This window comes from Xenorhabdus sp. BG5, from assembly GCF_015163665.1.
Lineage (GTDB): Bacteria > Pseudomonadota > Gammaproteobacteria > Enterobacterales > Enterobacteriaceae > Xenorhabdus.
On record NZ_JADEUG010000012.1, the window covers coordinates 43447 to 69109 of the forward strand.

Consider the following 25663-nt stretch of genomic DNA (forward strand, 5'->3'; position numbering starts at 1 on the left):
AAACAGGGTATCATTTTATCCGTCATTTCAAGGTGCTTATAGTTATGGAGTGGCAGAGATGAAATGGCGGTGATGACATGACTGTGCCAGAATTGCAATGACAGCTCAGCACTGTCAAAAGTTATCACCCAATAATATTGGTTGCTTACAAAAACGATGAATTTCGTCGTTTCTGCCCACGGAGGCCGCGGTCAAACCTGTCAGGGACAGGCAACGGCCTGTGAAGTGGGAAGCCTCACCCATCTGGGTGGAGAGCAGTCACCTCTGAAAAACCAGTAAAACTAGAAAGTGGAGCTAAAACATGGCGTGGAATCAGCCCGGTAATAACGGACAGGACCGCGACCCGTGGGGAAGCAGCAATAATAATGGCGGCAACTCCGGCGGCAACAAAAAAGGTGGTCGTAACCGTGGGGCAACTGATCTCGACGATCTGTTCCGTAAGCTGAGTGAAAAACTCGGTGGTCTCGGTGGAAACAAAGGTGGAAATGGTTCTGGGCAGAACCCTAAATTTGGCGGGCGTCTTATTGGTCTTGCCGTTGCTGCTGCAATTGCTGTTTGGGTTGTCAGTGGTTTCTATACGATTAAAGAAACAGAACGGGGTGTAGTCACTCGATTTGGTAAGTTTAATCATGTTGTACAGCCTGGTTTGAATTGGAAAATGACGTTCATCGATCAGGTTAGGGCGGTTAACGTTGAATCTGTTCGCGATTTGGCAACGACGGGTGCCATGCTGACTTCAGATGAAAACGTGGTATTGGCTGAAATGAACGTCCAATACCGTGTTACCGATCCAGCAGCTTATCTTTTCAGTGTGACCAATCCTGATGATAGTTTGCGTCAGGCGACAGACAGCGCCGTGCGCGGTGTTGTTGGCAAATATTCGATGGAAACCAATCTGACGGAAGGGCGTACTATTGTCCGTAACGATACTCAGAAGGTACTGGAAGAGACTATCCGTCCATACAATATGGGTATTACTGTGGTCGATGTAAACTTCCAGGCTGCTCGTCCACCAGAAGAAGTTAAGGCTGCGTTCGATGATGTGATCGCAGCGCGTGAACAAAAGCAGCAAACCATTCGTGAAGCACGAGCTTACGAAAACGAAGTATTACCTAAAGCGAAAGGTGAAGCCCAGCGTATTATTGAGGATGCCAAAGCCTATAAAGTTAGCGCGGTATTGAATGCTAAGGGTGAAGTGGCAAGTTTTGCCAAAATCTTACCTGAATATAAGGCGGCACCAGAAATTACTCGTGAACGTCTGTATATCGAGACGATGGAACGTGTGTTGAGCAATACACGTAAAATCATTGCAAACGAGAAGAGTAACAACATGCTGTTATTGCCATTGGATCAAGCCGTGAAAGATCAGGCACACGCTCAGCAAAATACGTCCAATAACACAGCAGTACAGAAGATGATTCGTCAGAATCAACCTACACCACAACGGGAATCTAACACTTATGGTGGTAACGATAACCAGCGCGGTGATACGGTCAGAATAGGGAGACCATAATCATGCGTAATTCATTTATTGTTGCGATTATTGCGGTATTGGTTGTTCTCTATTCATCAATCTTTACTGTCAAAGAGGGCGAGCGTGGCATTGTGTTGCGTTTTAGTAAGGTTGTACGTGATGCAGAGAATAAACCGATCATCTATGAGCCGGGTTTGCATTTCAAAATTCCGTTTATGGAAACGGTTAAGACCCTTGATGCCCGTATCCAAACTATGGATATCAAGGCTGACCGTTTCTTGACACGTGAAAATAAAGACCTGATCGTTGATTCTTACTTGAAGTGGCGCATTAATGATTTCAGTCGTTACTATCTGGCAACAGGTAACGGTGATATTAACCGGGCTGAAATAATGCTGAGACGTAAGTTCAGTGACCGTTTACGTTCTGAAATTGGTCGTCTTGATGTACGCGGTATTGTGACTGATTCCCGTGGTCGTTTAACTACCGATGTGCGTGATGCCCTGAATCGGGGAACCCATGAAGAAGATGATGCAACGGATGTCGATAATGCCATTGCTTCTGCTGCGGCCTTGGTAGAAAAAGAAACAAAAGGCAAGCAACCGGCCATTAATCCAAACAGTATGGCGGCGTTAGGTATTGAAGTTGTTGACGTTCGTATCAAACAGATCAACTTGCCACAGGAAATTTCAGAAGCTATTTACCAGCGTATGCGTGCTGACCGTGAAGCAGAGGCGCGTCTCTTGCGTTCAGAAGGTTCGGAAGAAGCGGAAAAGATCCGGGCTGCTGCTGATAAAACAGCAACTGAAATCAAGGCTGAAGCACAGAGTGAAGCATTGGTATTACGTGGTGAAGGTGATGCGGAAGCCACTAAATTATTTGCGGATGCGTTCAACCAAGATCCCGAATTCTATGCATTTATCCGTAGCTTGCGTGCTTACGAGAAGAGCTTCAAATCTAACGGTAATGATGTAATGGTTCTCAGTCCAGATACTGACTTCTTCCGTTATATGAAAGCACCTGTGAAGTAATATCTTCTTAACCTACTGTAAGCCACTGTAAAAAAACGACAGTGGCTTTTTTATAACCCGCTGTAATTACCAATGGTTTACTTATTACTCAATTTATATAACGAAACGAAATAACCAGAAGTAATAAAAAATACTGAAAGGTGCTAAATGAGATGGTAGAATCCATTTTTAAGCAACCGAGTGAACTTTTGAAATGGGTAAGAACGTTGTCGTATTGGGCACCCAATGGGGTGACGAGGGCAAGGGTAAAATCGTCGACTTGCTGACTGAACGGGCTAAATATGTAGTTCGTTATCAAGGGGGCCACAACGCGGGCCATACACTAGTCATCAACGGTGAAAAAACCGTTCTCCACTTAATCCCATCCGGGATCTTACGTGAAAATGTCATTAGCATTATCGCAAATGGGGTCGTTTTAGCACCAGATGCTTTGATGAAAGAGATGAAAGAGCTTGAATCACGTGGGGTTCCTGTACGTGAGCGCCTGCTTATTTCTGAAGCTTGTCCGCTGATCCTGCCTTATCACGTTGCATTGGATAATGCCCGCGAAAAAGCGCGTGGTGCCAAAGCGATTGGTACAACTGGTCGTGGTATTGGTCCTGCGTACGAAGACAAAGTCGCACGTCGTGGCTTGCGTGTGGGTGATCTGTTTGATAAAGAAGCTTTCGCTGTCAAACTGAAAGAAATCATCGATTACCACAACTTCCAGTTAGTTAACTACTACAACGAACCTGCCGTTGATTATCAGAAAACCTTAGATGACATTTTGGCGGTTGCCGATATCCTGACGGGCATGGTAGTTGACGTTTCTGACTTGCTGTACAAAGCAACCCAGAAAGGTGAATTGGTCATGTTTGAAGGTGCGCAGGGTACTCTGCTGGATATCGACCACGGTACTTATCCTTATGTGACCTCTTCCAACACCACGGCGGGTGGCGTTGCAACGGGTTCTGGCCTGGGTCCACGTTATGTTGATTATGTACTGGGTATTATCAAGGCTTACTCTACCCGTGTAGGAGCCGGCCCATTCCCAACTGAGTTGTTTGATGAAACAGGTGAATACCTGCGTCAGAAAGGTCAGGAGTTTGGTGCGACTACAGGTCGTAGCCGTCGTACTGGCTGGTTGGATATCGTTGCTATTCGTCGCGCGATCCAAATCAACTCTCTGTCTGGCTTCTGCATGACCAAACTGGATGTGCTGGATGGCTTGAAAGAAGTGAAAATCTGCGTTGGTTATCGCCTGCCTGATGGCACTGTCATTGACACAACGCCACTGGCCGCCGAAAACTGGGAAGGTCTTGAAGCCGTCTATGAAACCCTGCCTGGCTGGGATGAAAGCACTTTTGGCGTGAAAGATCACAGCCAATTGCCACAAGCAGCATTGAACTACATCAAACGTGTAGAAGAGCTGACAGGCGTTCCTGTTGATATTATTTCTACAGGCCCAGATCGTGCGGAAACCATGATCCTGCGTGATCCCTTTGATGCTTAATCGATAGATTCATCTTTTATGCGAACATGACCGGGCTTATTGCCCGGTTTTTGTTTCCTCCCGTTTTGCTTAATTTTTAAAATACCCACATAATGATGATCAACTAACGAAAACCAATAAACATATATTTTTTGGTGCCAAATAAGCTCCGTTATATTCAGTCTCCCAGAGGTGAGTGTGCAGTTAACCAGTTTTACCGATTATGGATTACGTGCCTTGATTTATATGGCCTCGTTACCAGAAGGCCAAATGACGAGTATTACAGAAGTCACTGAAGTTTATGGTGTCTCACGTAACCATATGGTAAAAATTATCAATCAACTGAGTCACTTAGGATTAGTGAATGCTGTCAGGGGAAAAAATGGCGGCATCAATTTAGGGAAACCTGCCAGCGAGATCAAAATTGGTGATGTGGTTCGTTCATTGGAGCCTCTGTCATTGGTTAACTGTAGTGCCTGTCAAATCACGCCTGCATGTCGCTTAAAGTCAGTCTTGAATCAAGCGGTAGAAAATTTTTTGGAAGAGTTGGATAAACACACTGTGGCCGATATGGTCAAAGACAATCGTCCCCTTTATCAATTACTTTTGGTTAAGTGAAGCAAGGGGATAAACAGCTTGCTGATGACAATAGAGGAATGACGATGTCAAAAGATCCTTTTCAGGAACGAGAGGCTGCAAAATACGAATCTCCTATCCCAAGCCGTGAATACATCTTGGATATCATTTCTAAACATACCACTCCGGTCAGCCGTCAGGAATTAGCACAGGAACTTCAGTTAATTACTCCAGATGCACAGGAAGCACTGCGCCGCCGTTTGCGGGCAATGGAACGTGATGGACAGTTGGTTTTTACCCGTCGGCAATGTTATGCGTTGCCAGAGCGGCTGGATTTATTGAAAGGTACGGTGATTGGACACCGTGATGGCTATGGTTTTCTGCGTGTTGAAGGCCACAAAGAAGACTATTACCTGCCAGCCGATCAGATGAAAATGGCGATCCACGGTGAGGTGGTACTGGCACAGCCCTTGCGACCAGACAGAAAAGGTCGCGTTGAAGTGCGTATCGTGCGGGTTTTGGAGCCAAAGAGTAGTCAGATTGTCGGCCGGTATTTTATGGATGCGGGTATGGGATTTGTTGTTCCTGATGATAGCCGTCTCTGTTTCGATATCTTGATCCCGAAAGAAGTTACTTGCGGGGCAAGAATGGGTAACGTCGTGGTGGTTGAATTGACAAACCGCCCGACTCGTCGGACTAAAGCCATCGGTAAAATTGTTGAAGTGCTGGGCGAGACCATGGGAACGAATATGGCGGTTGAGATCGCACTGCGTACCCATGAAATTCCCCATAGCTGGCCGCCGATGGTAGAAAAACAGATCGCCGGTTTGGACGAACATGTACCGGAATCGGCCACGCAAGGCCGTGTAGATTTACGAGCGTTGCCGTTGGTGACGATTGACGGCGAAGATGCACGAGACTTTGATGATGCGGTGTATTGCGAAAGAAAACGGGGTGGTGGTTGGCGATTGTGGGTAGCGATTGCTGATGTCAGCTACTATGTTCGTCCGCAAACTGCTTTGGATATGGAAGCTCGCAGCCGTGGAAATTCGGTTTACTTTCCGTCCCAGGTTGTCCCTATGCTGCCGGAAGTGCTGTCGAATGGTTTGTGCTCCCTCAATCCAGAAGTTGATCGCTTATGCATGGTGTGTGAAATGACGGTTTCCGCCCAGGGCAAACTCTCTTCTTACAAGTTTTACGAAGCGGTGATGAATTCACACGCCCGTTTGACCTATACCAAAGTCTGGAAGATTTTGCAGGGCGATCAAGAATTGCGTGAGCACTACAAGCCGCTGGTGCAACATATTGAGCATCTGCATGAGCTATATCAGGCACTGGAACATGCGCGTGAACAGCGTGGTGCCATTTCGTTTGAATCGGAAGAAGCCAAATTTATCTTTAATGCAGAGCGTCGCATTGAGCGCATAGAACCCGTTGTACGCAACGAGGCGCATAAACTTATCGAAGAGTGCATGATCCTGGCGAACATTGCCGCCGCTCGCTTTGTTGAAAAACACCATGAGCCCGCGTTATATCGCATCCATGATCGACCAAAAGAAGAGAGTATCCGAAACCTGCGTTCGGTCTTCAATGAATTGGGATTGAGCTTGTTGGGTGGCCTGACGCCAGAACCGAAAGATTATGCGCAATTGATGAAACAAGTCGCGGATCGACCCGATCACGAGCTACTGCAAACGATGCTGCTGCGCTCTATGAAGCAAGCGATCTATGAACCGGAGAATCGGGGGCACTTTGGTCTGGCATTGCGCTCTTATTCTCACTTCACTTCGCCAATCCGCCGCTACCCCGATCTGGCTCTGCATCGTGCGATTAAGTACTTATTAGCACAAGAAAATGGTGTTATTGAGCATAACGGGACACCAACAGGGGGGTGGCACAACAATATGGAACAGATGTTGCAGTTAGGTGACCACTGTTCCATGACCGAACGCCGTGCTGACGAAGCAACAAGAGACGTGGCCGACTGGCTGAAATGTGATTTCATGCAAGATCAGGTGGGTAATGTTTTCACCGGATTGATTACCAGCGTGACAGGCTTTGGTTTCTTTGTTCGCTTAAATGATCTGTTTATTGATGGCTTAGTACATGTTTCGACGTTGGATAACGATTATTATCGATATGATAACGTCGGCCAGCGTTTGATTGGTGAGTCTTCTGGAACAACTTACCGCCTCGGCGATGAAGTCGAGATTCGGGTGGAAGCGGTTCACATGGATGAACGTAATATTGATTTCACCTTACTTTCCACAACCCGCAAAGCGCGTAATCAAGGGAAGACGGCGCGCGATAAGGCGAAAAAAGGTACGCCAGAGCGTAAAAATGGAAAAAAAGGTCGTGATCATAAAAAATCAGCCAATTTTGAGCCAGATAGCGCCTTTCGTAAAAAGAAAAGTACGGAAAAGCCTAAAGAACCTAAGTCAGGCAAAAAGAAGAAACCGTCAAGCAAGACTAAAAAAATTGCGGAAAAACTGAAAGCGAAGCGTGCGAAAAAAAGCGCAAGCTAATCGCGAGTAAAAACTAGACAGTAAAATTAATCCATACAATCATCAAACAGGGCGGATCTTGCCGCCCTCTATTTTTAGATATCTTAAAATATCAGTGAGTCAGGTATCAGTCAGTCATGAGTGAAATTATCTACGGTATCCATGCCGTTAAAGCCTTGCTGGAGCGCGATCCACAACGTTTCATGGAAGTTTATGTGCTGAAAGGGCGTGAAGATCGCCGTTTAACCCCGTTATTGCAGGAGTTGGAAAGTACCGGTATCGCGGTACAAATTGCCAACCGCCAATGGCTGGATGCTCAAACAGAAGGTGCCGTCCATCAAGGGATCATTGCACGAATTAAGCCAGGACGTCAGTATCAGGAAAATGATCTGCCGGATTTGTTATCTCGGCTGGAGCGCCCATTCCTGCTGGTATTGGATGGTGTCACCGATCCACATAATCTGGGAGCATGCTTGCGTACCGCGGATGCGGCGGGAGTTGATGCCATTATTGTTCCTCGTGATCGTTCTGCTCAATTGAATGCTACCGCCAAAAAAGTGGCCTGTGGTGCGGCAGAAAGTGTACCGCTGATCCGTGTGACTAACCTTGCTCGGACACTGCGTTTACTGCAAGAACACAATATCTGGATTGTCGGAACGGCGGGTGAAGCCACACATGATTTATATGCAAGCAAGTTGACGGGACCGATGGCGCTGGTGATGGGCGCGGAAGGTGAAGGTATGCGTCGATTGACCCGCGAACATTGTGATGAATTGATCAGTATTCCCATGGCGGGTTCAGTTTCTTCTTTGAACGTATCGGTTGCAACAGGGGTATGCTTATTTGAAATCGTGCGCCAGAGAAGTGCCCGGTAATTCTTTATTGAGTTTTTTGTATTGTACGGGTATAGTGACGCGTCGATTTTTCAGCCGTATTAAACACGTTCCTTGCCTCCATGGGCCACGGCTGACCCTGACAGGAGGCTGAATAATCCGTAAGGAGCAATGCTAATGCGTCATTACGAAATCGTTTTTATGGTCCATCCTGACCAAAGCGAACAGGTTCCGGGCATGATCGAGCGTTACAGTGCGACTATCACTAACGCGCAAGGTCAGATTCACCGTTTGGAAGACTGGGGTCGTCGTCAACTGGCTTACCCAATCAACAAACTGCACAAGGCTCACTACGTTCTGATGAACGTTGAAGCGCCACAAGAAGCGATTGATGAGCTGGAAACTAACTTCCGCTTCAACGACGCCGTTATCCGCAGCATGGTTATGCGCGTTAAACACGCAATAACTGAAGCATCACCAATGGTTAAGGCTAAAGACGAACGTCGCGGCCGTGATCTGGTCCTGGAAGAAGGCCTGGTTGATGATGCTGATGAAGCTGGGGATTCTGAAGAGTAATTACGGTGACAACCAATCGTTTGGTGCTTACAGGCACAGTGTGCAAGGCACCGATACGAAGAGTCAGTCCATCTGGTATTCCACATTGTCAGTTTGTGCTTGAACATCGCTCACAGCAACAGGAAGCCGGATTCAGCAGGCAATCATGGTGCAGAATGCCCGTTATTGCCAGCGGACAGTTGTTACAGGAATATACTCACAGTATAACGGTCGGCAGTCGAATAATGGTTTCAGGATTCATTAATTCCCATTATGGGCGCAATGGTCTTAGCAAACTGGTTCTACATGCCGAGCAGATTGAATTGATAGATTCTGGAGACTAGCCAAATGGCACGTTATTTCCGTCGTCGCAAGTTCTGCCGCTTCACCGCGGAAGGCGTACAAGAGATCGATTATAAAGATATTGCTACGCTGAAAAACTACATTACCGAAAGTGGTAAAATTGTACCAAGCCGTATTACTGGCACCCGTGCAAAATACCAGCGTCAGCTCGCTCGTGCTATCAAGCGTGCGCGCTACCTGTCTCTGTTGCCTTACACTGATCGTCATCAGTAATAGGTTCAGTCCATTAACGACTTTGAGAGGATAAGGTAATGCAAATTATTCTGCTTGATAAAGTAGCGAACCTGGGTAGCCTGGGTGACCAAGTTAACGTTAAAGCGGGTTATGCCCGTAACTTCTTAGTACCACAGGGCAAAGCTGTTCCTGCAACTAAGAAAAACATCGAATTCTTCGAAGCTCGTCGTGCTGAACTGGAAGCTAAACTGGCTGACGTTCTGGCAGCAGCACAAGCTCGTGCAGAGAAAATCAACGCACTGGGTTCTGTCACTGTCGCTTCTAAAGCGGGTGACGAAGGTAAACTGTTTGGTTCTATCGGTACTCGTGATATCGCTGATGCAGTGACTGCAGCTGGCGTTGAAGTATCTAAGAGCGAAGTTCGCCTGTCTAACGGCGTTCTGCGTACTATTGGTGAACACGAAGTTCACTTCCAGGTACACAGCGATGTATTTGCACAGTTGAACGTTAACATTGTTCCAGAAGCTTAATCGTTGATTAGCTGAAGAACATGTGACAAAAAACGCTGGCATCGCCGGCGTTTTTTGTTTTGCGCCGAAAACTACCCTAAATATTAAGGCGCAGTAGCAGTTATACTCCAATAATTGGTGCTTACATTATTATTACTCACCTTCACGCGTTTACCCATCCAGACAGTGCTGTTATGCTTGAGCTTTCACTCATTTAATAACAGGTACTTTCATGACAAAACCTTCTTTTGAGTCTATTGAAGCGCGCGCAAGTTACGGTATTGGTTTGCAGGTTGGGCAACAATTACAGGAATCCGGTTTACAAGGGTTAGAACCCGAAGCCCTGTTGGCAGGGTTGTGTGATGCGTTGGAAAGCCGTTCTCCTGCTATTCCGGTAGAAGAACTGCATCGTGCGCTACGTGAGATACATGAACGTGCTGATAGCGTTCGCCGTGAACGTCAGCAGGAGATGGCAGAAGAAGGCAAAAAATTCCTGGCAGAAAATATTCAGCGTGAAGGCGTCAGCAGCACAGAGTCTGGTCTGCAATTTTCTGTCCTGACACAAGGTGATGGCGCTATCCCTGCCCGTACTGACCGTGTTCGTGTTCACTATACAGGCCGCCTGATCGATGGCACGGTATTTGATAGTTCAGTGCAGCGCGGTACGCCAGCAGAATTCCCTGTTAGCGGCGTGATACCGGGATGGATTGAAGCGTTGACCTTGATGCCTGTTGGTTCCAAATGGGAACTTTATATTCCTCACAATCTGGCTTACGGTGAGCGTGGCGCTGGGGCATCCATCCCGCCTTATAGCACGCTGATCTTCGAAGTGGAATTATTGGAAATTCTGTAAGTTATTGAATAGCCGGTTAACCGGCTATTTTTTAGCTGTATTTGGGAATGATGGGTGAATAAAATATTCGCCATTCCGGTAAAAAATGCGTTAAAAATGGTGCTTCAAGTGGTATAGCCAAACAACAAACGCAGAGGTGTATGATGCTACAACAGATCTGCCAATTGGCACGGGAAGCAGGCGCGGCGATCATGGAGGTCTATCAGGCTGAGCAACCGTTGCAAATAAAGCATAAAATGGATGATTCACCTGTTACTGCTGCGGATATTGCCGCTCATAAGATCATTAAAGCGGGATTGTTGCGCATTGCACCTGATATTCCGTTGTTATCAGAAGAAGATCCACCTGCATGGGAAGAGCGGAAAAATTGGCAACGTTATTGGCTGGTTGATCCATTGGATGGTACGAAAGAGTTTATTCGCCGCAATGGTGAATTTACCGTCAATATCGCATTGGTCGAAAATGGTGTGCCTGTGATGGGGGTTGTCTATGTCCCGGTACAGAATGTCTTATATTCTGGGCAAGGGCGGCAGGCGTGGAAAGAAACCAATGGTCAGACGCTTTCCATTAAAGTTATGCCTGCAAAGCCGCCCGTTGTGGTAGTCAGCCGTTCTCACAAGGACGATGAGGAGTTGCAAGACTATCTTTCCCAGCTAGGAGTGCACGATACACTTGCGGTAGGCTCTTCACTTAAGTTCTGCCTGGTTGCAGAGGGAAAAGCTCAACTTTACCCACGCTTTGGGCCAACCAACATCTGGGATACGGGGGCTGGCCATGCCATTGCTATTGCTGCGGGGGCACATGTGACGGATTGGGAAGGGAAAACTCTCGATTACACGCCGCGTGAATCTTTCCTAAATCCAGGGTTTAGAGTCAGAGTTTTTTGATGCTGAACTGATAATGGCTCTATGAGGGGGCCATTTTTACGTTTGTATACCTAATGAGGCGACTCCGTGCTGATTTGCGTATCATCGAAGCCACCTACATAACCTTAAGTTATTCAAAATAATTTTCAGAGTTAAATACACATAAGCGTAGGAACCCACCACTGTTGGGCACAATTGAACACACAATTAAGATAATCTTGATCTGATTGGTAAGGGCTACAGACAAAAGCACTTGCTTGAAGAGGCACAAATACAAAATAAGCCGCACATAATGCGATAGAGATGTACTTTTTCATTTTTTTACCCTCAGCTATGGTGAGAATTATTTTCTATAATAGTGGTGAAATTAACTCATATTATTGATATTAAAAATGATTTATATTTTGTTTGATAGATAAGTAAACATGGGTGCCCTTGTTAGGTATAGAAATAATACCTTCGCTAAAAAGTAGTATCAAATTGAAACTATTTCAATGGTTATTTTTAGTATAAAAAGTAATAACAGGTTAATTAGTTATGAATTTTAAGATGCATCACGGTGACAAAAGCAGAATGTACTATCTTTGATGGTTCTCAATCCCCTTGCCCGAAGGCAGAGGGGGAGGGAAACAAAAACATGTGGGGAAATATAACAGATAATTTATCTTAAATTTATTTAGTAAAAACAATTAATAATAGCAAATTATCCATCCCTATGGGCAATGGGCTATTTTCCTAATTCGTCTTTGATTAGGTTGATAACGTGTGTAATGTCTTCGTTACTTAATTTGCCATCTTTGACGAATTTCACCTTACCATTTTTATCCAGCACAATGATTGCCGAACTTTTGGGTTCCAGTCCCCAAGCCTTTTTAACCAGCCCGTTACTATCGATAATGAATTGTGACCACGGGAACTGTTTTTTGCTGTCTTCGATACTATTGCGAACAAAAACACCAGTGCCAAAAATAGCATCATCGGTATTCACGATGCTGGTGGTTTGATATTTATCTTTGGGTAAATCAGCATCCTTCAATGCTTGAATCAAGGGATCATTCATCTCTTTTGCGGAACTACGACCGGCAATATGCTGGATCGTTCTTACTTTTCCCAGAAGTTCAGTACTGCTCCAATTTTGGTAGTTGAACTTACCATCGTTTAGCAACAGCTCGCCCTTATCTGTCACGCTGACAGCGGGAACTGGTTGTTCTAAGGTGATGTTATGGGCGAACGCAAATATTGACGTGATACTCAATATTGCAGATAACACGATTTTCATTAATATATTGTTTTTTAACATATTTATTCCTTATTTATCATGGTGTGGCATGTTATCAGGGAATGACATATTCAGCATAGCGCTTGTTAACTGGTCTGTCCTCAATAAAATAAACAATTTAATAACATTTGGAATAATGTATACGCATTAAACTTCAAGTTGCAATTTACAACACGCTATGAAACCTGATTTCTCTCCGCTTCGCGGGGAGAAATCACACGCATCTTGCAGTTAGATTGGTATATAAGCAAACAAAAGGATGATGTAATATAATGCTCATTAATATCATTATGTTATATCAAAATAGTGATTGAATCTGAATATTGAGGGGAACAAATTTCCATATACGTAGTCTATACAGTTGGCATAACAGTGACACATTGACTCGTTATGTAGTGAATAAATTTTATGCAGTAGCATAGAATAATATCGTAAGAAGCATGGGAGGAAAAAACAGAGATGAAAATCTTTCGCCACTATAACCCAGTGAAAATTGCTCTCTACGTGAAAACCCTATTCCGTGGGCGGTTATATATTAAGGACATGGGCGCTTTTGAATTTAATTATGGAAAGATTTTACCCCCGAAAATCAAAGATAAACGCCATTTCCATGTAATGAGTGAAGTTAATCAGCAAGTATTGTGTTTACAGACCGAAATAGGGTGATTGTTTGTAACTGCTCATTGACTAATGGCAATGTAATAAGATCAACACGATACAATCATTAGTATAATAAACGGCCTCTCGGCCGTTTTTAAACGTGCGTTATTAATAAGTTAATTTAATATCAATATTGGCACCAGTAAAAAATGCTGTGATGATTAGGTTTATTTAATTGACAAGTGAATAACTAACTTTACAAATATAATCCAATATTTGAGAATTTAAGTTCTATACTAAAATACGAACATACATAAACTACTTAAAATAGTGAATGGAAAAATCTTATGGTGATGGAACACTATTTTACCAGCATAACCTTATATGAACAGCTTCTATATGTGAGGTAAATTAATTATGAATACAGTTAAAATAAATTATGATGGTATGTATGACTTAATTCCTAATGGAGATAGTGTAACAGCTAATCTTAAAAATTCCCCATATCATGACAAACATGCTGTTTATTGGGAAACAAATGCTACATTTGATAAAGACGATATTTATTTTTTTAATATAAAAGTTAATAAATATTTATCTGTAAATTATAAGCATAAAACACAACCTTGTTTAAGGGCAGAAAGAACAAATTTTCAAATAAGAAGATTTAATGAAAAAGGGTTTTTAATTGGTTTCAAGCCAGATATTGAAGAGATGTCTTTTGGCGATGTATTTCATGATATTATACCATCTTTATATCTAAGTGTAAAAAAACAAATTGTATCAATGAACATACTTTGGGTTAATTATTCTTACATTGAAAAAGAAATTGAACTTCCCCGATTTATATGGAGGTTAGAGTAATATTGAAAATAACAGTGGTATTAAGTCACGGCATGATAAATCGACAGGAGCTTATACCCATCGTAATTGAAGATGCTTGATTTTTCATTCTCATCAGATCAATATTGCTCCCATGAAAATTACGCTAACAGAGACTCAAAAAGATCTATGGTCACCCCCATTTTTGCAACACTGATTTTTGACCTATGATGGGCTTGCTTAAATCTATCCGGCGTCTCAATGGGCAAGGAAGCCCGCGCCACGATGAGTTCCGCGCCTGATGAACCTAAAAAGCCCTTCGGCTTCAATGAGCCATTCTTTTTGTCAGGCTATTCATCAGGCCGACTGGCCGTTCATGTCATCAATAATCAGTCTTCGCAAAACCAGATGGGTAACTTGTATTTAACTGCTTAATAAATAGCCTATCGAATTAGACCGATATATCTCATGCCTGATACTCATTTTGCTGAGTGGTGATTGCCCATGCTATTCGTGCCAGCTTGTTTGCCAAAGCACAGGCAACCACATTCGAATGTTTCTTACTAAGTTGTTCCTTAACCCACTCAGCAAGTCTGCCCTGCTGATGCTCAAGCCGCATCATGAACGCGCGGGCGCACTGAACCAGCAACCTGCGCAGGTTTTTATCACCTCGCTTACTGATACCCAGCAGGGTTGATTTGCCCCCTGTGCTGTATTGTCGGGGGACAAGTCCTGTTGAGGCTGCAAGATCCCTGCTGCATGAAAATTGATTACCGTCACCGAGCTGGGATGAGAGTAAGCTGGCGGTAATCGGCCCAACACCGGGTATTGTCATAAGACGTTGAGCTGTAGCGTCTACTTTGATTGCCTGCTCTAATTCAGATTCCAGCTCTGATATTTGCGCAACAAGGTAAAGATAATGGGCATGTAATTTCATCAGCAAACGCACCAGATATTCAGGGAGTTCGTGTTCTGTCAGCACCAGAGAGAGTCGTCTAATTACCGCATCACCTTTTGATGTGTGTGATTTCTCCTCGGAAGCGGGGAGAAATCAGGTTTCATAGCGTGTTGTAAATTGCAACTTGAAGTTTAATGCGTATATATCACTAAAAAGGCAATCAGCTAATTCCTAAGTGTTGGCGGGAAGCAGATCCCAGTGCCCCCTAAGCCACAATATCCTTCGGGGTTTTTGTGGAGGTATTGCTGGTGATAATCCTCGGCAAAATAGAATGGCCCCGCTTCGCGGATTTCCGTCGTGATGGTGCGTTGGTCGTTATTTTGCGTCAGCGCTTGCTGGTATTGGTCACGGCTGGCAATAGCCTGTTCATACTGTTGTGGTGAAATCGTGTACAAGGCGGAACGGTACTGAGTACCAATATCACCATATTGACGCATACCTTGGGCTGGATCGTGATTTTCCCAGAACAGGGCGAGTAATTGCGAATAGGTAATTTTGGTGGGATCAAATACGATCCTGACCACTTCTGCATGACCCGTTAAGCCAGTGCACACTTCTTCATAAGTTGGGTTTGGCGTAGTGCCGCCGCTGTAACCAACAGAGGTGGTGTAAATGCCTTCCTGTTGCCAGAAAAGGCGCTCCACGCCCCAGAAACATCCCATTCCTACATAGGCAATTTCCATATTTTCAGGAATGTTCTCTATCGCATGCTGTGTGATGACATGGTAGGGTGATACGGTTAATGGAGTGGTTCTACCCGGTATGGCATTTGGTGAAGAAACAGGTTGTCTTTCATTGGTTGAATTTGGCAAGATTCCCTCCTGTATATTCAAAGTCTTATGATTATATGTTGCTTGTATATTGTTAAAACTTTACCAGAATTAATTCATTGCGGCATTTTTATGTTGTTGAATTTTATTCAACAGGTAGATAAATATTAGGAGTTCGAGTGTCACGATATCCCCTCATATGTGCGCTTTTTGTCTCTATCATCACTCCATCGGCTTATAGTGCAAATTTACGATTGAAGCTGGAAGGTCTTTCTGGCGAATTAGAAAAAAATGCCAGAGTGCAACTTTCCAATATCAGTACCGATGAAGTTTCTCCTGATGGCCGTTTTCGTGCTCGTGTGGAGAAAGCAATACGACAAGGGCTTCGTCCATTGGGGTATTATGCTCCCACCGTTGAATTTAACTATCAAGAGAACACGCCTCCTGCCCGTCCTGTTTTAACTGCAAAGGTTACGCTTGGTGAACCTGTGCGAGTCGCTAAAGTGAATGTTGATTTGGAAGGTGGCGCTAAAACAGATAAAGATTATGCCGCCCTGATTAAGAAAAATATGCCAAAAGACGGGGCAATACTCAACCACGGTGAATATGAAGATTTTAAAAATTCGTTGACAAATTTGGCGGTTAAAAAAGGCTATTTTGATGCTGTCATGAAAAAAAGTGAATTAGGGGTAGCAAAGGATCTGCATGAATCTATATGGGATTTTGATTTTGATAGCGGACAACGCTATCATTTTGGCCCAGTGACATTCTACGGATCGCAAATTCGTGAAACCTACCTGGATAACCTTATTCCTTTCAAACCCGGTGAATACTATACCTCGGAACAATTAGCTGAGTTTAACCGCCGTTTGGTTGATACCGGATGGTTCAATTCTGCGGTTGTTGTGCCCGATTTTAAAATAGGGCGTGAGAGTAAAGATAAGGTATTGCCATTAACTGCGTCCTTAGTGCCTCGCTCTGCCAACTATGTTGAATTGGGGGGCGGTTATGGAACAGATGTCGGACCTCGTGTTCAGGCTAAATGGAAAAAACCATGGCTTAATTCCCGTGGACACAGTTTGAGTAGTAGCCTTAATCTTTCTGCACGCGATCAAGTCATTGACGCATCCTACAAAATGCCGCTTAAGGTCAACCCACTGGAAGAATATTACCAACTACAAACGGGTTATAGACGTAAAGATATTAACGATACTATTTCGGATACGGCAACCTTGAACCTTTCTCGTAATTGGGATCGTTTTACGGGTTGGCAATACGGCGTGAATCTGCGCTGGAGCCTTAGCCACTTTACCCAGGCTAAAGTCAGTAATACCACTATGTTGCTTTATCCGGGATTCAGTCTCAGCCGTATTCGCCAGCGTGGTGGCACGATGCCTTATTGGGGAGATAGCCAGCGTTACTCGATCGATATTTCTGATACAGCCTGGCAGTCCAATGTCGATTTTTTGGTGTTACAGGCACATCACGTCTGGGTAAGAACGTATCGGGAGAATCACCGTTTTGTGGTACGAGCAGATTTGGGCTGGATAGAAACCAGTGAATTCGACAAAGTACCACCGGATCTGCGCTTCTTTGCCGGGGGGGATCGCAGTATTCGAGGCTATAAGTACCAGAAAATCTCACCAAAAGACAGTGGAGGTAAATTAATCGGGGCATCAAAGTTGGCGGTCGGTTCGTTGGAGTATCAATACAATATTTATGGCAATTGGTGGAGTGCATTGTTTGTTGATTCCGGTGAAGCGGTGAATGACATCAGAAAAAGTAATTTTAAAACCGGTGCGGGAATTGGCGTGCGTTGGGCTTCACCGGTTGGGCCGATAAAATTTGATTTGGCAACACCAATCGGAGATCCAGATAGTCATAATATTGAATTTTATATTGGTTTAGGGGCTGAACTATGAAGTGGGCAAAAAGGGTGAGTATTGCTTTCCTGCTGATTGTCGGCCTGTTATTGGTGGCAGTTGCCGGGCTGGTTGGCACGCAAACGGGCTTGCATTTTGTGATCAACAGTGCGGCACGTTGGGTTCCCGGATTGGATATTGCGAGTGTCAGCGGCGGTTGGCGCGATTTAACGTTAAAAGGCGTCAAATATCAGATGCCAGGCGTTAACGTTAATGCGGATAATTTGCACCTCTCTATCCGGCTCTCCTGCCTGAAACACAGCCAGGTATGTGTCAATGCCTTGACCACTGAAGGTGTTACTGTTTCGGTGAATACCGCTGAATTGCCGCCATCGGCACCTACGACTGAATCGGAACCATTAACTGAATTGCAAACACCGTATCCTATTTCACTGGATTTGCTTTCCTTGAAAAATATTCATGTGCAGGTGGATGATATTGCCATTGCATTGGATGAGTTTAAAACGGCAGCTCAGTGGCAAGAAAAACGGCTGATATTAAAACCGACGGAAATTAATAACCTGTTAGTGGCATTGCCAAAAAGTGCACCTGAAAAAATCGGTACAGCACAAAAAGTTAGGCAGCAGGCTGAACCGGAAAAATCTCTGGGTGAAACGTTGAAAGCGCTGTTTGCCCAACCGCTGTTAGCGGAGTTACCCAATATTCCCATTCCGCTTGATATCACGCTGGAAGGTATCCACGGTAGCCAGCTTCATTTAACCGGTGATACCGATATCAAGATTAACGATTTGCGACTAAAGGCCAGTAATCAGGGGCAGGCAGTCGAAATAAAAACGTTAAGTGTGCAGGCACCGGAAGGTTCGCTGGCGATACGGGGAACGGCAAAACTAGCTGAACAATGGCCAATAAATCTGGTGGTTAAGGGTAAGGTCGATAATTTAAAACATATCAATCTGGATGATTTAACCGGACAACAGGTTGATTTAACGTTAAAAGGTGCACTATTACAGCAGCTTGATCTCGCATTGAATCTTTCCGGCCCTGTTGCCGCCAGTTTGGATGCCCAGACTGCATTGGCAAAAGCCGGCTTACCTGTGCGTCTGACATTGAAAAGCCAGCACCTGCAATGGCCGCTGCAAGGCAAGCCAGAATATCAGCTTGATGGCGTCAAGTTGCGCTTGAATGGTCAAGCAAGTCACTACGATCTTTCTCTCCGTTCGGATATTAAGGGCAATGATCTTCCGCCAGCATCGTTAATGTTGGATGCAAAAGGTAATGAAGAATTACTGAGGTTAACGCGCCTGCGTTTGGCGGCCTTGCAGGGTAAAGCCGATATTGCAGGCGTGGTTGATTGGAGTAAAGCTATTAGCTGGAATGCTAAATTAATGTTGGATGGTATCAATACGGCCAAACAGTGGCCGGAATGGCCCGCCCGACTAGGCGGTAACATAGCCGTGCGTGGTAGCGTGTATGGAGGAAGCTGGCAGCTCCAGATCCCTGAAATTACCCTTGATGGTCATGTGAAACAGAATGTCATCAGAGCGCGTGGCAAGGCATCGGGTAACGCAGCAGGCCAGTGGGATATTCCGCAACTCGATCTTGCCGTTGGGCGTAATACGCTGAATATACAGGGGCAACTTACGGATCAGGCGTGGAAACTGGATGGTGAAATTAATGCGCCGCAATTAACGGGCTTATTGCCGGGTTTGGCTGGCTTTATTACCGGTGAAGTCAAACTGCGCGGAAATATGCAGGCCCCACAAATCATGGCGGATTTGAATGCACGCGGGTTGCGCTGGCAGAATGAGCTAAGCGTGGATAGCGCCACGATCAAAGGTGATGTACGTTCGGCTGAGCAGATCCAGGGTCAGTTATCGGTTGTTGTGCGGCAATTGCAGCAGGCGGATTTAACCATCAGGAACCTGACACTCAACGCGAAAGGTACAGAAAAGAAACATGATTTACAACTGAAAATTGAAGGCACGCCGGTATCAGGCCAATTGGCACTTCATGGCAGCTTTGATCGTCAAAAGGAGCATTGGCAAGGCAGTATTAACGATACTGACTTTAATACACCTGTTGGTGAGTGGCGTTTAAGCAAAGCGATAGCCATTGATTATTTCAACTTGAAGCAAAAGGCCATTGTGGGACCTCATTGCTGGCTTAATCCCAATGCTCAGCTTTGTATCTCAAAACCCATTGAGGCGGGGAGCAGCGGTCATGCACAAGTGGTACTTGAACGCTTTGATCTGGCTATGATCCGGCCATTCCTTGATAAAAGCACCCAACTTAAGGGCGTATTCAATGGTCATGCTGAGATCAGATGGACAGCAGGACAGGGATTGCCCCAGGCAAAAGTGGCTCTGCAAGGGAATGGGGTACAAGTTCGTCAGGTTGTGGAAGGTAATACTTTACCGGTTAATTTTGACACACTCACCTTGAATGCAGGGCTGGCAGATGGCAAGGCTAATTTGGCATGGTTATTCAAATTGGTTGGCAACGGGCAGTTAAAAGGCGATGTGCAGGTCGCTGATTTAGAAGGCAGCCGAAAATTAGCGGGCAATGTCGATATTCAGGCACTTTCTTTAGGCTTGGTTAAACCCATTTTGGGTAAAGGCGAAAAAGCGGAGGGAGAATTAAGTGCGAATTTACGTATTGGTGGTAATGTCAGAGATCCGTTGCTATTTGGTCAACTTAACGCTGATGCCCTGCAAATGAGTAGTCATTGGCTGCCATTCGATATCACCCAAGGCCAGTTAGCCGTTCATTTTGCCGGTGCCAGCTCTGATATGCATGGTATGATTAGAACGCCCAAGGGACAACTAAACCTGAATGGTTATGCTGACTGGCGCAACCTGAATGCCTGGTACGCCAGAGTGACAGCCAATGGTGACCAGTTACGTGTCACGGTTCCGCCGATGGTGAAGGTGGATGTCAGTCCAAATTTGGTGCTGGAAGCAAAACCAAACCTGCTGAAACTTGACGGTAATGTAGATATCCCGTGGGCACGTATTACCGTTCAGGAGTTACCGGAGTCAGCGGTAGGTGTTTCTGCGGATGAAGTGATGCTGGATAATAACCTCCAGCCAATCGAGAAGAAAAAATCACCTATTTTGATTCAAAGTAACTTAAATGTTCATATTGGTAATGATGTGCACCTGAGTGCATTTGGTTTGAAGGCGCAGCTTAAAGGGAACTTGAAAGTCCTTCAGGATAAGCAAGGGTTGGGGCTGAATGGTCAGATTGATATCCCGGAAGGGAATTTCCATGCTTATGGGCAAGATTTGCAAGTGCGTAAGGGAACTATTATGTTCTCTGGCCCGCCAGATCAGCCATTGTTGAACATTGAAGCTATCCGTAATCCAGAATCGACAGCGAACAAAGTCATCGCGGGTGTGCGTGTTACCGGATTGGCAGATAAACCGAAAGTAGAAGTTTTCTCTGATCCGGTAAAATCCCAACAGGAAGCCTTGTCTTATTTGTTACGTGGCGAAGGATTGGAAAAAGGAGATTCTGACAACTCGCAGATGGCGGCTATGCTGATTGGATTGGGGATTGCTCAGAGTAGTCAATTAGTCGGTAAGATTGGGGAAACTTTTGGTGTCTCTGATTTGGCTTTGGATACCCAAGGGGTCGGTGATAAATCTCAAGTGGTTGTCAGTGGCAGAATTACCAACGACTTACAGGTGAAGTATGGTGTGGGTATTTTTGACTCTTTGGCGACGTTGACGTTGCGTTATCGTGTGATGCCAAGATTGTATCTGGAAGCGGTATCTGGTATTGATCAGGCTTTAGATCTGCTCTATGAGTTTGAGTTTTAAAGATGCGAGTTATTGTTTATGGTAGCCTGAGGCGAAAACAAGGCAATCATCACTGGATGACGGATGCCCAATTGTTGGGAGAACACAGATTAGCAGGTTATGAAATTTATGATCTGGGGCACTATCCGGCGGTTATCCGTGGTGAAGGAACAATCGAATGTGAAGTTTATCGTATTACACCATCCATCCTGACAGAGTTGGATGAGTTGAAAAAAAACGCTCAGGAGTACGACAGGGAACTGATTGAAACACCGTATGGTAAAGCATGGATCTACCTCTATAAATTGCCTGTTGAGGGATTGCATCGGATAACCTGTGGTGACTGGCTGAAACGCCACGAAGAAAAGTAAAATGGGACATTAGAGACCAACAAAAACCTCTGTCCTTGATCGGGACAGAGGTTTTTTGGGTAGCTACCTGTCAGGATTATTTTTTAGCAGCGCGTTCGAAAGAAGACAGGATCTCGGCCTTAGCAGCTTCAACATTATCCCAGCCATCAACTTTAACCCATTTGCCTTTTTCCAGATCTTTGTAGTGCTCGAAGAAGTGAGTAATTTGGGCACGCAGCAGCTCTGGCAGATCGTTCACATCTTTGATGTGATCATATTCTTTGCTCAATTTGGTATGAGGAACAGCGACCAGTTTTGCATCTTCACCGGATTCGTCAGTCATTTTCAGCACACCAACCGGACGGCAGCGGATAACAGAACCTGGCTGTAATGGGTAGGGTGTTGGCACCAATACGTCAACCGGATCACCATCGAGAGACAGAGTATTGTTAATGTAGCCGTAGTTACATGGGTAGAACATTGCACTTGACATGAAACGGTCTACAAACAGGGCACCAGACTCTTTGTCTACTTCATATTTGATAGGATCTGCATTCGCTGGGATTTCAATGATGACATAAATATCTTCAGGTAGCTCTTTGCCAGCCGGTACATTATTCAGGCTCATAAAACGATTTCCTTCAATTTTAAACCAAAATGGAGTGCGAGGTATTATAGCCAAAACAGGCCAAAATTCCTCGGATTTTTCGGCTGTTGGCGTGGCTTAAGAGCATAATAAAAAAGCACAGACCCAACCCTAATTGAGTCTGCGCTTATTTTAGATTAGCCGTGGTTTAATTAAGGGATTTCGCCATAACCATCAACACGTATTACACAAATAGGTATCGACGGCTGTTTGGGTGCATACTCATTTGCCTTTTTACCTTGCCTTGTCAGGTAGTCATATCCATACATCACTCTTGTATAGTGTGTGGATTTATCTCCTGGAATAAATGTTCGTAATATTGTCGTTCCCGTCGTGTTTTGACTAAGACGTTGAAGTCCAAAATTAGGGAAATGATCTTCGTCATATTCATAACTTAGTGAAGTCGGCGTCGTCGTTTGCGGGGTTGCTCCTATATCAAACACATTCGGATCATGCGCTATCTGGCCATTGAGACGGTTTTGGTCCCACTTCACCTGCGGACAGACTTCTCCTAGATTCAAATCAACAGTTGGTTTGTTATCGGCGAAAAGTATGTATTTTCGTGGGTTGAAAGTATAGTAATAACCGTACTTGATACCCTGATCAGTCTTTTTGATGAGCGTCACTGTTACCGGCCAGCTCTCATTGGAGAAATGTTTTTCGGAGAATGTGATATTTCCGTCACCGTTTGGATTTGTATCTACGCTCACCAAATTGGGATTAGAAGATTTGAAGGTGACTGGATTGATAATGTCACCAGCGCCGTCGGAAAAATTATAGTCCGTAAACAAATTGTTTTTTCCATCTTGCGTCAGTTGAATGACGAGATCTCCATGGACGTTATACGGCCTTCCCTGCTCCTGAATATATTTCTTGTTATTTGAAACTTTCGTACCCATAAAAATCCCCACCGGCACTGGAATAGGATCGAAGTTTACCGGTTCGGATTGTATGCTATCTGCATCATTGCCACTGGATGGATCTGGGGACAGGGTAAAATAAAGACCATCCATAGCGACTTGGCTTGTCATCGAGAGAGTCACATAACCGTCAGCATCGGTGATTGGATTTGCAGGGACCTCAATCTTTGTTTTATCTGGAAATACATACTGTTGCTGTTCAGCACTCAATAGCTCCACTGCGAGTTTGCCAAGAGCCTGATTCTTCAGAGGAAGTTTACTATCTACGTCGATAACTGGTACCTTATAAGTATAGCGTTCCTTTCCGTTAGCGGTTAATGGCCCCGCAGGTGACTGCGATATTACACCGAATGCAAACTTCAGGCTTTTTGGTGTGACAAAATCGAATGGTTCAGATAAGCTTTGACGTTGGTCATTAATCAATACCCCAACTTTAACACCTTTCACGCTTTGGGTACTGGTCACAATCGCCTTAAGATTACCATCCTGATCAGAAGAGTTTTCATAGCCGGGAGCGGGCTTAACAGATAATCCCGGTATATCAGTCGGTTCGACGCTCCATTGTAAGTTCATATCTATCTTTTTATTGATTGGGTTGCCATTGAGATCGAACACAGCCGCAGTCACAGTGATTGGCTTGTGTTCCATGGCTTCATAAGGCGCTTTTTGCTCAAACACAAAATTTTTGGCTAAAATGGCATCACCAAGATTGGTGAAATTCAGTGGCTTGTCGCCTTTTATCTCCAATTTGGGTTGCTCATCCATTGACAGATAAATCTTTGTTTTCGGGTCTAGTGGCTGAGTGCTGCTCAACGTTGCAGTTAACTGGCCAGCATCATTGGTCATGCCTGCTGAGTCCCAGACTAATGTTGCATGTTTATCTGCTGGCTCGAGGCTCCATTGCACGTTCGGTATTGCCTTGTTTGCAACCGGCGGATTGTTTTTATTGCCATAGGTGATGGTTGCTGCCAGATCATAAGCCGGTTTGCCATTGGAAATTACAGGGCCTGTGCCACTGGGTTTGATGCTTTGCTCTTTAATGGCAAAAGGTTCAACAACCACATTCATATAAGATGTTATGGGCTTGTTGCTGCCCGTTATTTCAGAAGTCGCAGACAGGGTATAGCTGTTTATCCCCTTGACAGAATATTTCGGCAAGTCCAGTTCAACAGATTTTCCATGAGGTATGACAGCTCCCCCGTTTTTACGGAACTCTTCATTAACCTGCCATGATAGCTTCTTCAGTTTGTTCTCAGCGGTAATATTCGGCGTGATTTGGACATGTTGGGCACTATATCCGCTTAAGGTATTTGGCAAGGCAAGGCTGAACACCGGTTTTTTCTTGTAGTCCAATACGATGTTGTTGTTTCTTGTCACCAGATCATAACGACTCCCCATCAGTGTGCGCATAGCTGCAACATGACTTGGTGAAATCTGATCAGCAAAAGGTATACCAAAATGATAATTCAAATTGGCCAGGAAGAGTCCCTCACTGTGTCCACTGCTGCCGAACTTATAATCCACGCCCATTGTCATCAGTGGAATCGGGGTATAATTCAGACCAATTCGGGCAAGATTAGGATTTTTTTGCCTGGTTTTCCGATTGAACAGGGCGACGTTATCACCGAAGTATTGCTCATAACTCAACTTACCCCCAAGGTTTGGATAGGCGGGTAAGAAAAATTCACCATTAATATCGTAGCCGTTGGCTGGCCGTTCTTCATAGTCCAGTTCTTTGGGGGAATCACGCCATTTACTCACACGCCAGTAAGTGTTGGCAGATAATTTAACATAATCAGTCCAGATTTCACCCCCAACACCCAGCCGTTGATGTTGTCCCGTAAAATCATTGTCAAGGAAAGTATTTAAACCATACATCCAATCAGACGTGAAATAACGTCCACCAAGACCGAGGTTTAGGGTATTGCGGCTATCGTGACGGCGATAACCTACCTGAGAGAAAAATAGCCAATCCGCTTTATTGTCATAGAGCGGTAACAGCAAATCCAGAGAGCTGCTATCCAGCTTTCCTTTTTTATCGACGGAGAGATTAATCCTGCCTGTACCAAATCTGGATAACCACTTTTGTGTTTCTGTGGATATTGCACCATTGATTTTCCCCAGAGCGTAGGATTTTGCTTGCTCGGTTAATTGTGATGGGGAAGAGGATAAAATATTACTCACTTTGTGGATATTTTGTGCGATGACACCGGCTTCCGCATCAAGAATAGCTTGCTTATCCTGCGCCTGATTGGCGTACCTTTCATTTTCTGACTCTTGTAAGGACATTCTATTCTCTTGAATCTTTTCACCCGCTGAAAGCGCACCCGTAGGAGTAAAGGGTAAAAAAAGCGAATACATGATAATAGAAAGCCGAAAAACTTTATGATTTATATACGAGTCCATATATGAATTCCTCATAAAAT

The 25663-nt window shown here is 44.7% G+C and carries 23 protein-coding genes and 1 pseudogene; 19 read left to right on the forward strand and 5 right to left on the reverse strand.

What is annotated here, in order from left to right:
- The first annotated feature begins 156 nt into the window (after positions 1 to 156).
- The 13 genes from IQ209_RS18575 (at position 157) to cysQ (ending at position 11230) form a co-directional block, all read left to right on the forward strand.
- A complete protein-coding gene (locus IQ209_RS18575; protein ID WP_255528762.1) occupies positions 157 to 279 on the forward strand; it encodes a hypothetical protein in 123 nt (40 codons plus the stop codon).
- Positions 280 to 301: 22 nt separating this feature from the next.
- Complete coding sequence (hflK, locus tag IQ209_RS08335; protein WP_193850759.1) at positions 302 to 1513, forward strand: FtsH protease activity modulator HflK; 1212 nt, start codon at positions 302 to 304, stop codon at positions 1511 to 1513.
- Positions 1514 to 1515: 2 nt separating this feature from the next.
- Positions 1516 to 2505: a protease modulator HflC gene (hflC, locus tag IQ209_RS08340; protein WP_193850761.1), complete on the forward strand. Its 990-nt coding sequence runs from the start codon at positions 1516 to 1518 to the stop codon at positions 2503 to 2505.
- A 193-nt stretch (positions 2506 to 2698) separates the two neighbouring features.
- The gene (locus IQ209_RS08345; RefSeq protein ID WP_074021072.1) at positions 2699 to 3997 is read left to right on the forward strand and encodes an adenylosuccinate synthase; all 1299 of its coding nucleotides are present in this window, start codon (positions 2699 to 2701) and stop codon (positions 3995 to 3997) included.
- Positions 3998 to 4174: 177 nt separating this feature from the next.
- Positions 4175 to 4594, forward strand: coding sequence for a nitric oxide-sensing transcriptional repressor NsrR (nsrR, locus tag IQ209_RS08350; protein ID WP_193850772.1), 420 nt, complete (start codon positions 4175 to 4177; stop codon positions 4592 to 4594).
- A 44-nt stretch (positions 4595 to 4638) separates the two neighbouring features.
- Complete coding sequence (rnr, locus tag IQ209_RS08355; RefSeq protein WP_193850774.1) at positions 4639 to 7077, forward strand: ribonuclease R; 2439 nt, start codon at positions 4639 to 4641, stop codon at positions 7075 to 7077.
- Between the two features lie 116 nt (positions 7078 to 7193).
- Entirely contained in the window at positions 7194 to 7931 is a 738-nt protein-coding gene (rlmB, locus tag IQ209_RS08360) for a 23S rRNA (guanosine(2251)-2'-O)-methyltransferase RlmB (RefSeq protein WP_193850776.1), read from the forward strand.
- 135 nt (positions 7932 to 8066) lie between these two features.
- On the forward strand, positions 8067 to 8465 hold the full coding sequence (gene rpsF, locus IQ209_RS08365) for a 30S ribosomal protein S6 (RefSeq protein WP_193850778.1): 399 nt from the start codon (positions 8067 to 8069) through the stop codon (positions 8463 to 8465).
- Between the two features lie 5 nt (positions 8466 to 8470).
- Positions 8471 to 8788 carry a primosomal replication protein N gene (priB, locus tag IQ209_RS08370; protein ID WP_189758652.1) on the forward strand — a complete coding sequence of 106 codons (318 nt, stop codon included), beginning with the start codon at positions 8471 to 8473 and terminating at the stop codon, positions 8786 to 8788.
- A gap of 4 nt (positions 8789 to 8792) precedes the next feature.
- Positions 8793 to 9020, forward strand: a complete 228-nt coding sequence (gene rpsR, locus IQ209_RS08375) for a 30S ribosomal protein S18 (RefSeq protein ID WP_000135199.1) — start codon at positions 8793 to 8795, stop codon at positions 9018 to 9020.
- A gap of 38 nt (positions 9021 to 9058) precedes the next feature.
- Positions 9059 to 9511 carry a 50S ribosomal protein L9 gene (gene rplI, locus IQ209_RS08380; protein ID WP_193850780.1) on the forward strand — a complete coding sequence of 151 codons (453 nt, stop codon included), beginning with the start codon at positions 9059 to 9061 and terminating at the stop codon, positions 9509 to 9511.
- A gap of 211 nt (positions 9512 to 9722) precedes the next feature.
- Positions 9723 to 10343 carry a peptidylprolyl isomerase gene (locus tag IQ209_RS08385; RefSeq protein ID WP_193850782.1) on the forward strand — a complete coding sequence of 207 codons (621 nt, stop codon included), beginning with the start codon at positions 9723 to 9725 and terminating at the stop codon, positions 10341 to 10343.
- A 143-nt stretch (positions 10344 to 10486) separates the two neighbouring features.
- Complete coding sequence (gene cysQ, locus IQ209_RS08390) at positions 10487 to 11230, forward strand: 3'(2'),5'-bisphosphate nucleotidase CysQ (protein ID WP_193850784.1); 744 nt, start codon at positions 10487 to 10489, stop codon at positions 11228 to 11230.
- A 706-nt stretch (positions 11231 to 11936) separates the two neighbouring features.
- Here cysQ and IQ209_RS08395 read toward each other — a convergent pair.
- Positions 11937 to 12509: a YtfJ family protein gene (locus IQ209_RS08395; protein ID WP_193850786.1), complete on the reverse strand. Its 573-nt coding sequence runs from the start codon at positions 12507 to 12509 to the stop codon at positions 11937 to 11939.
- A 438-nt stretch (positions 12510 to 12947) separates the two neighbouring features.
- Here IQ209_RS08395 and IQ209_RS08400 point away from each other — a divergent pair, with 438 nt between their 5' ends.
- The 3 genes from IQ209_RS08400 to IQ209_RS08410 all read left to right on the forward strand — a co-directional run bounded on the left by IQ209_RS08400 (position 12948) and on the right by IQ209_RS08410 (position 14345).
- Entirely contained in the window at positions 12948 to 13154 is a 207-nt protein-coding gene (locus IQ209_RS08400; protein ID WP_193850788.1) for a DUF1107 domain-containing protein, read from the forward strand.
- A 351-nt stretch (positions 13155 to 13505) separates the two neighbouring features.
- Entirely contained in the window at positions 13506 to 13952 is a 447-nt protein-coding gene (locus tag IQ209_RS08405; RefSeq protein ID WP_193850790.1) for a hypothetical protein, read from the forward strand.
- 219 nt (positions 13953 to 14171) lie between these two features.
- Positions 14172 to 14345 (forward strand): hypothetical protein, encoded by a 174-nt coding sequence (locus IQ209_RS08410; RefSeq protein WP_193850863.1) that lies wholly within the window; start codon positions 14172 to 14174, stop codon positions 14343 to 14345.
- Positions 14346 to 14376: 31 nt separating this feature from the next.
- Here IQ209_RS08410 and IQ209_RS08415 read toward each other — a convergent pair.
- Together IQ209_RS08415 and msrA are read right to left on the reverse strand one after the other, a co-directional pair.
- A pseudogene (locus IQ209_RS08415) lies at positions 14377 to 14925 on the reverse strand (IS110 family transposase); the annotation flags it as partial.
- Positions 14926 to 15032: 107 nt separating this feature from the next.
- The gene (gene msrA, locus IQ209_RS08420) at positions 15033 to 15680 is read right to left on the reverse strand and encodes a peptide-methionine (S)-S-oxide reductase MsrA (RefSeq protein ID WP_193850792.1); all 648 of its coding nucleotides are present in this window, start codon (positions 15678 to 15680) and stop codon (positions 15033 to 15035) included.
- Positions 15681 to 15817: 137 nt separating this feature from the next.
- Here msrA and IQ209_RS08425 point away from each other — a divergent pair, with 137 nt between their 5' ends.
- Genes IQ209_RS08425 through IQ209_RS08435 form a run of 3 tightly spaced genes read left to right on the forward strand, consistent with a single transcriptional unit; the run spans position 15818 to position 21692 of the window.
- Positions 15818 to 17560, forward strand: a complete 1743-nt coding sequence (locus IQ209_RS08425; RefSeq protein WP_193850794.1) for an autotransporter assembly complex family protein — start codon at positions 15818 to 15820, stop codon at positions 17558 to 17560.
- Entirely contained in the window at positions 17557 to 21342 is a 3786-nt protein-coding gene (locus tag IQ209_RS08430; protein ID WP_193850796.1) for a translocation/assembly module TamB domain-containing protein, read from the forward strand. The genes IQ209_RS08425 and IQ209_RS08430 overlap by 4 nt, the downstream gene beginning before the upstream one ends.
- 2 nt (positions 21343 to 21344) lie before the next feature.
- Complete coding sequence (locus IQ209_RS08435) at positions 21345 to 21692, forward strand: gamma-glutamylcyclotransferase (RefSeq protein ID WP_193850798.1); 348 nt, start codon at positions 21345 to 21347, stop codon at positions 21690 to 21692.
- Between the two features lie 76 nt (positions 21693 to 21768).
- Here the strand turns inward: IQ209_RS08435 and ppa are convergent, their stop codons facing one another.
- Together ppa and IQ209_RS08445 are read right to left on the reverse strand one after the other, a co-directional pair.
- Complete coding sequence (gene ppa / locus IQ209_RS08440; RefSeq protein ID WP_193850800.1) at positions 21769 to 22299, reverse strand: inorganic diphosphatase; 531 nt, start codon at positions 22297 to 22299, stop codon at positions 21769 to 21771.
- A gap of 170 nt (positions 22300 to 22469) precedes the next feature.
- The gene (locus IQ209_RS08445) at positions 22470 to 25526 is read right to left on the reverse strand and encodes an inverse autotransporter beta domain-containing protein (RefSeq protein ID WP_193850802.1); all 3057 of its coding nucleotides are present in this window, start codon (positions 25524 to 25526) and stop codon (positions 22470 to 22472) included.
- Positions 25527 to 25663: the final 137 nt, after the last annotated feature.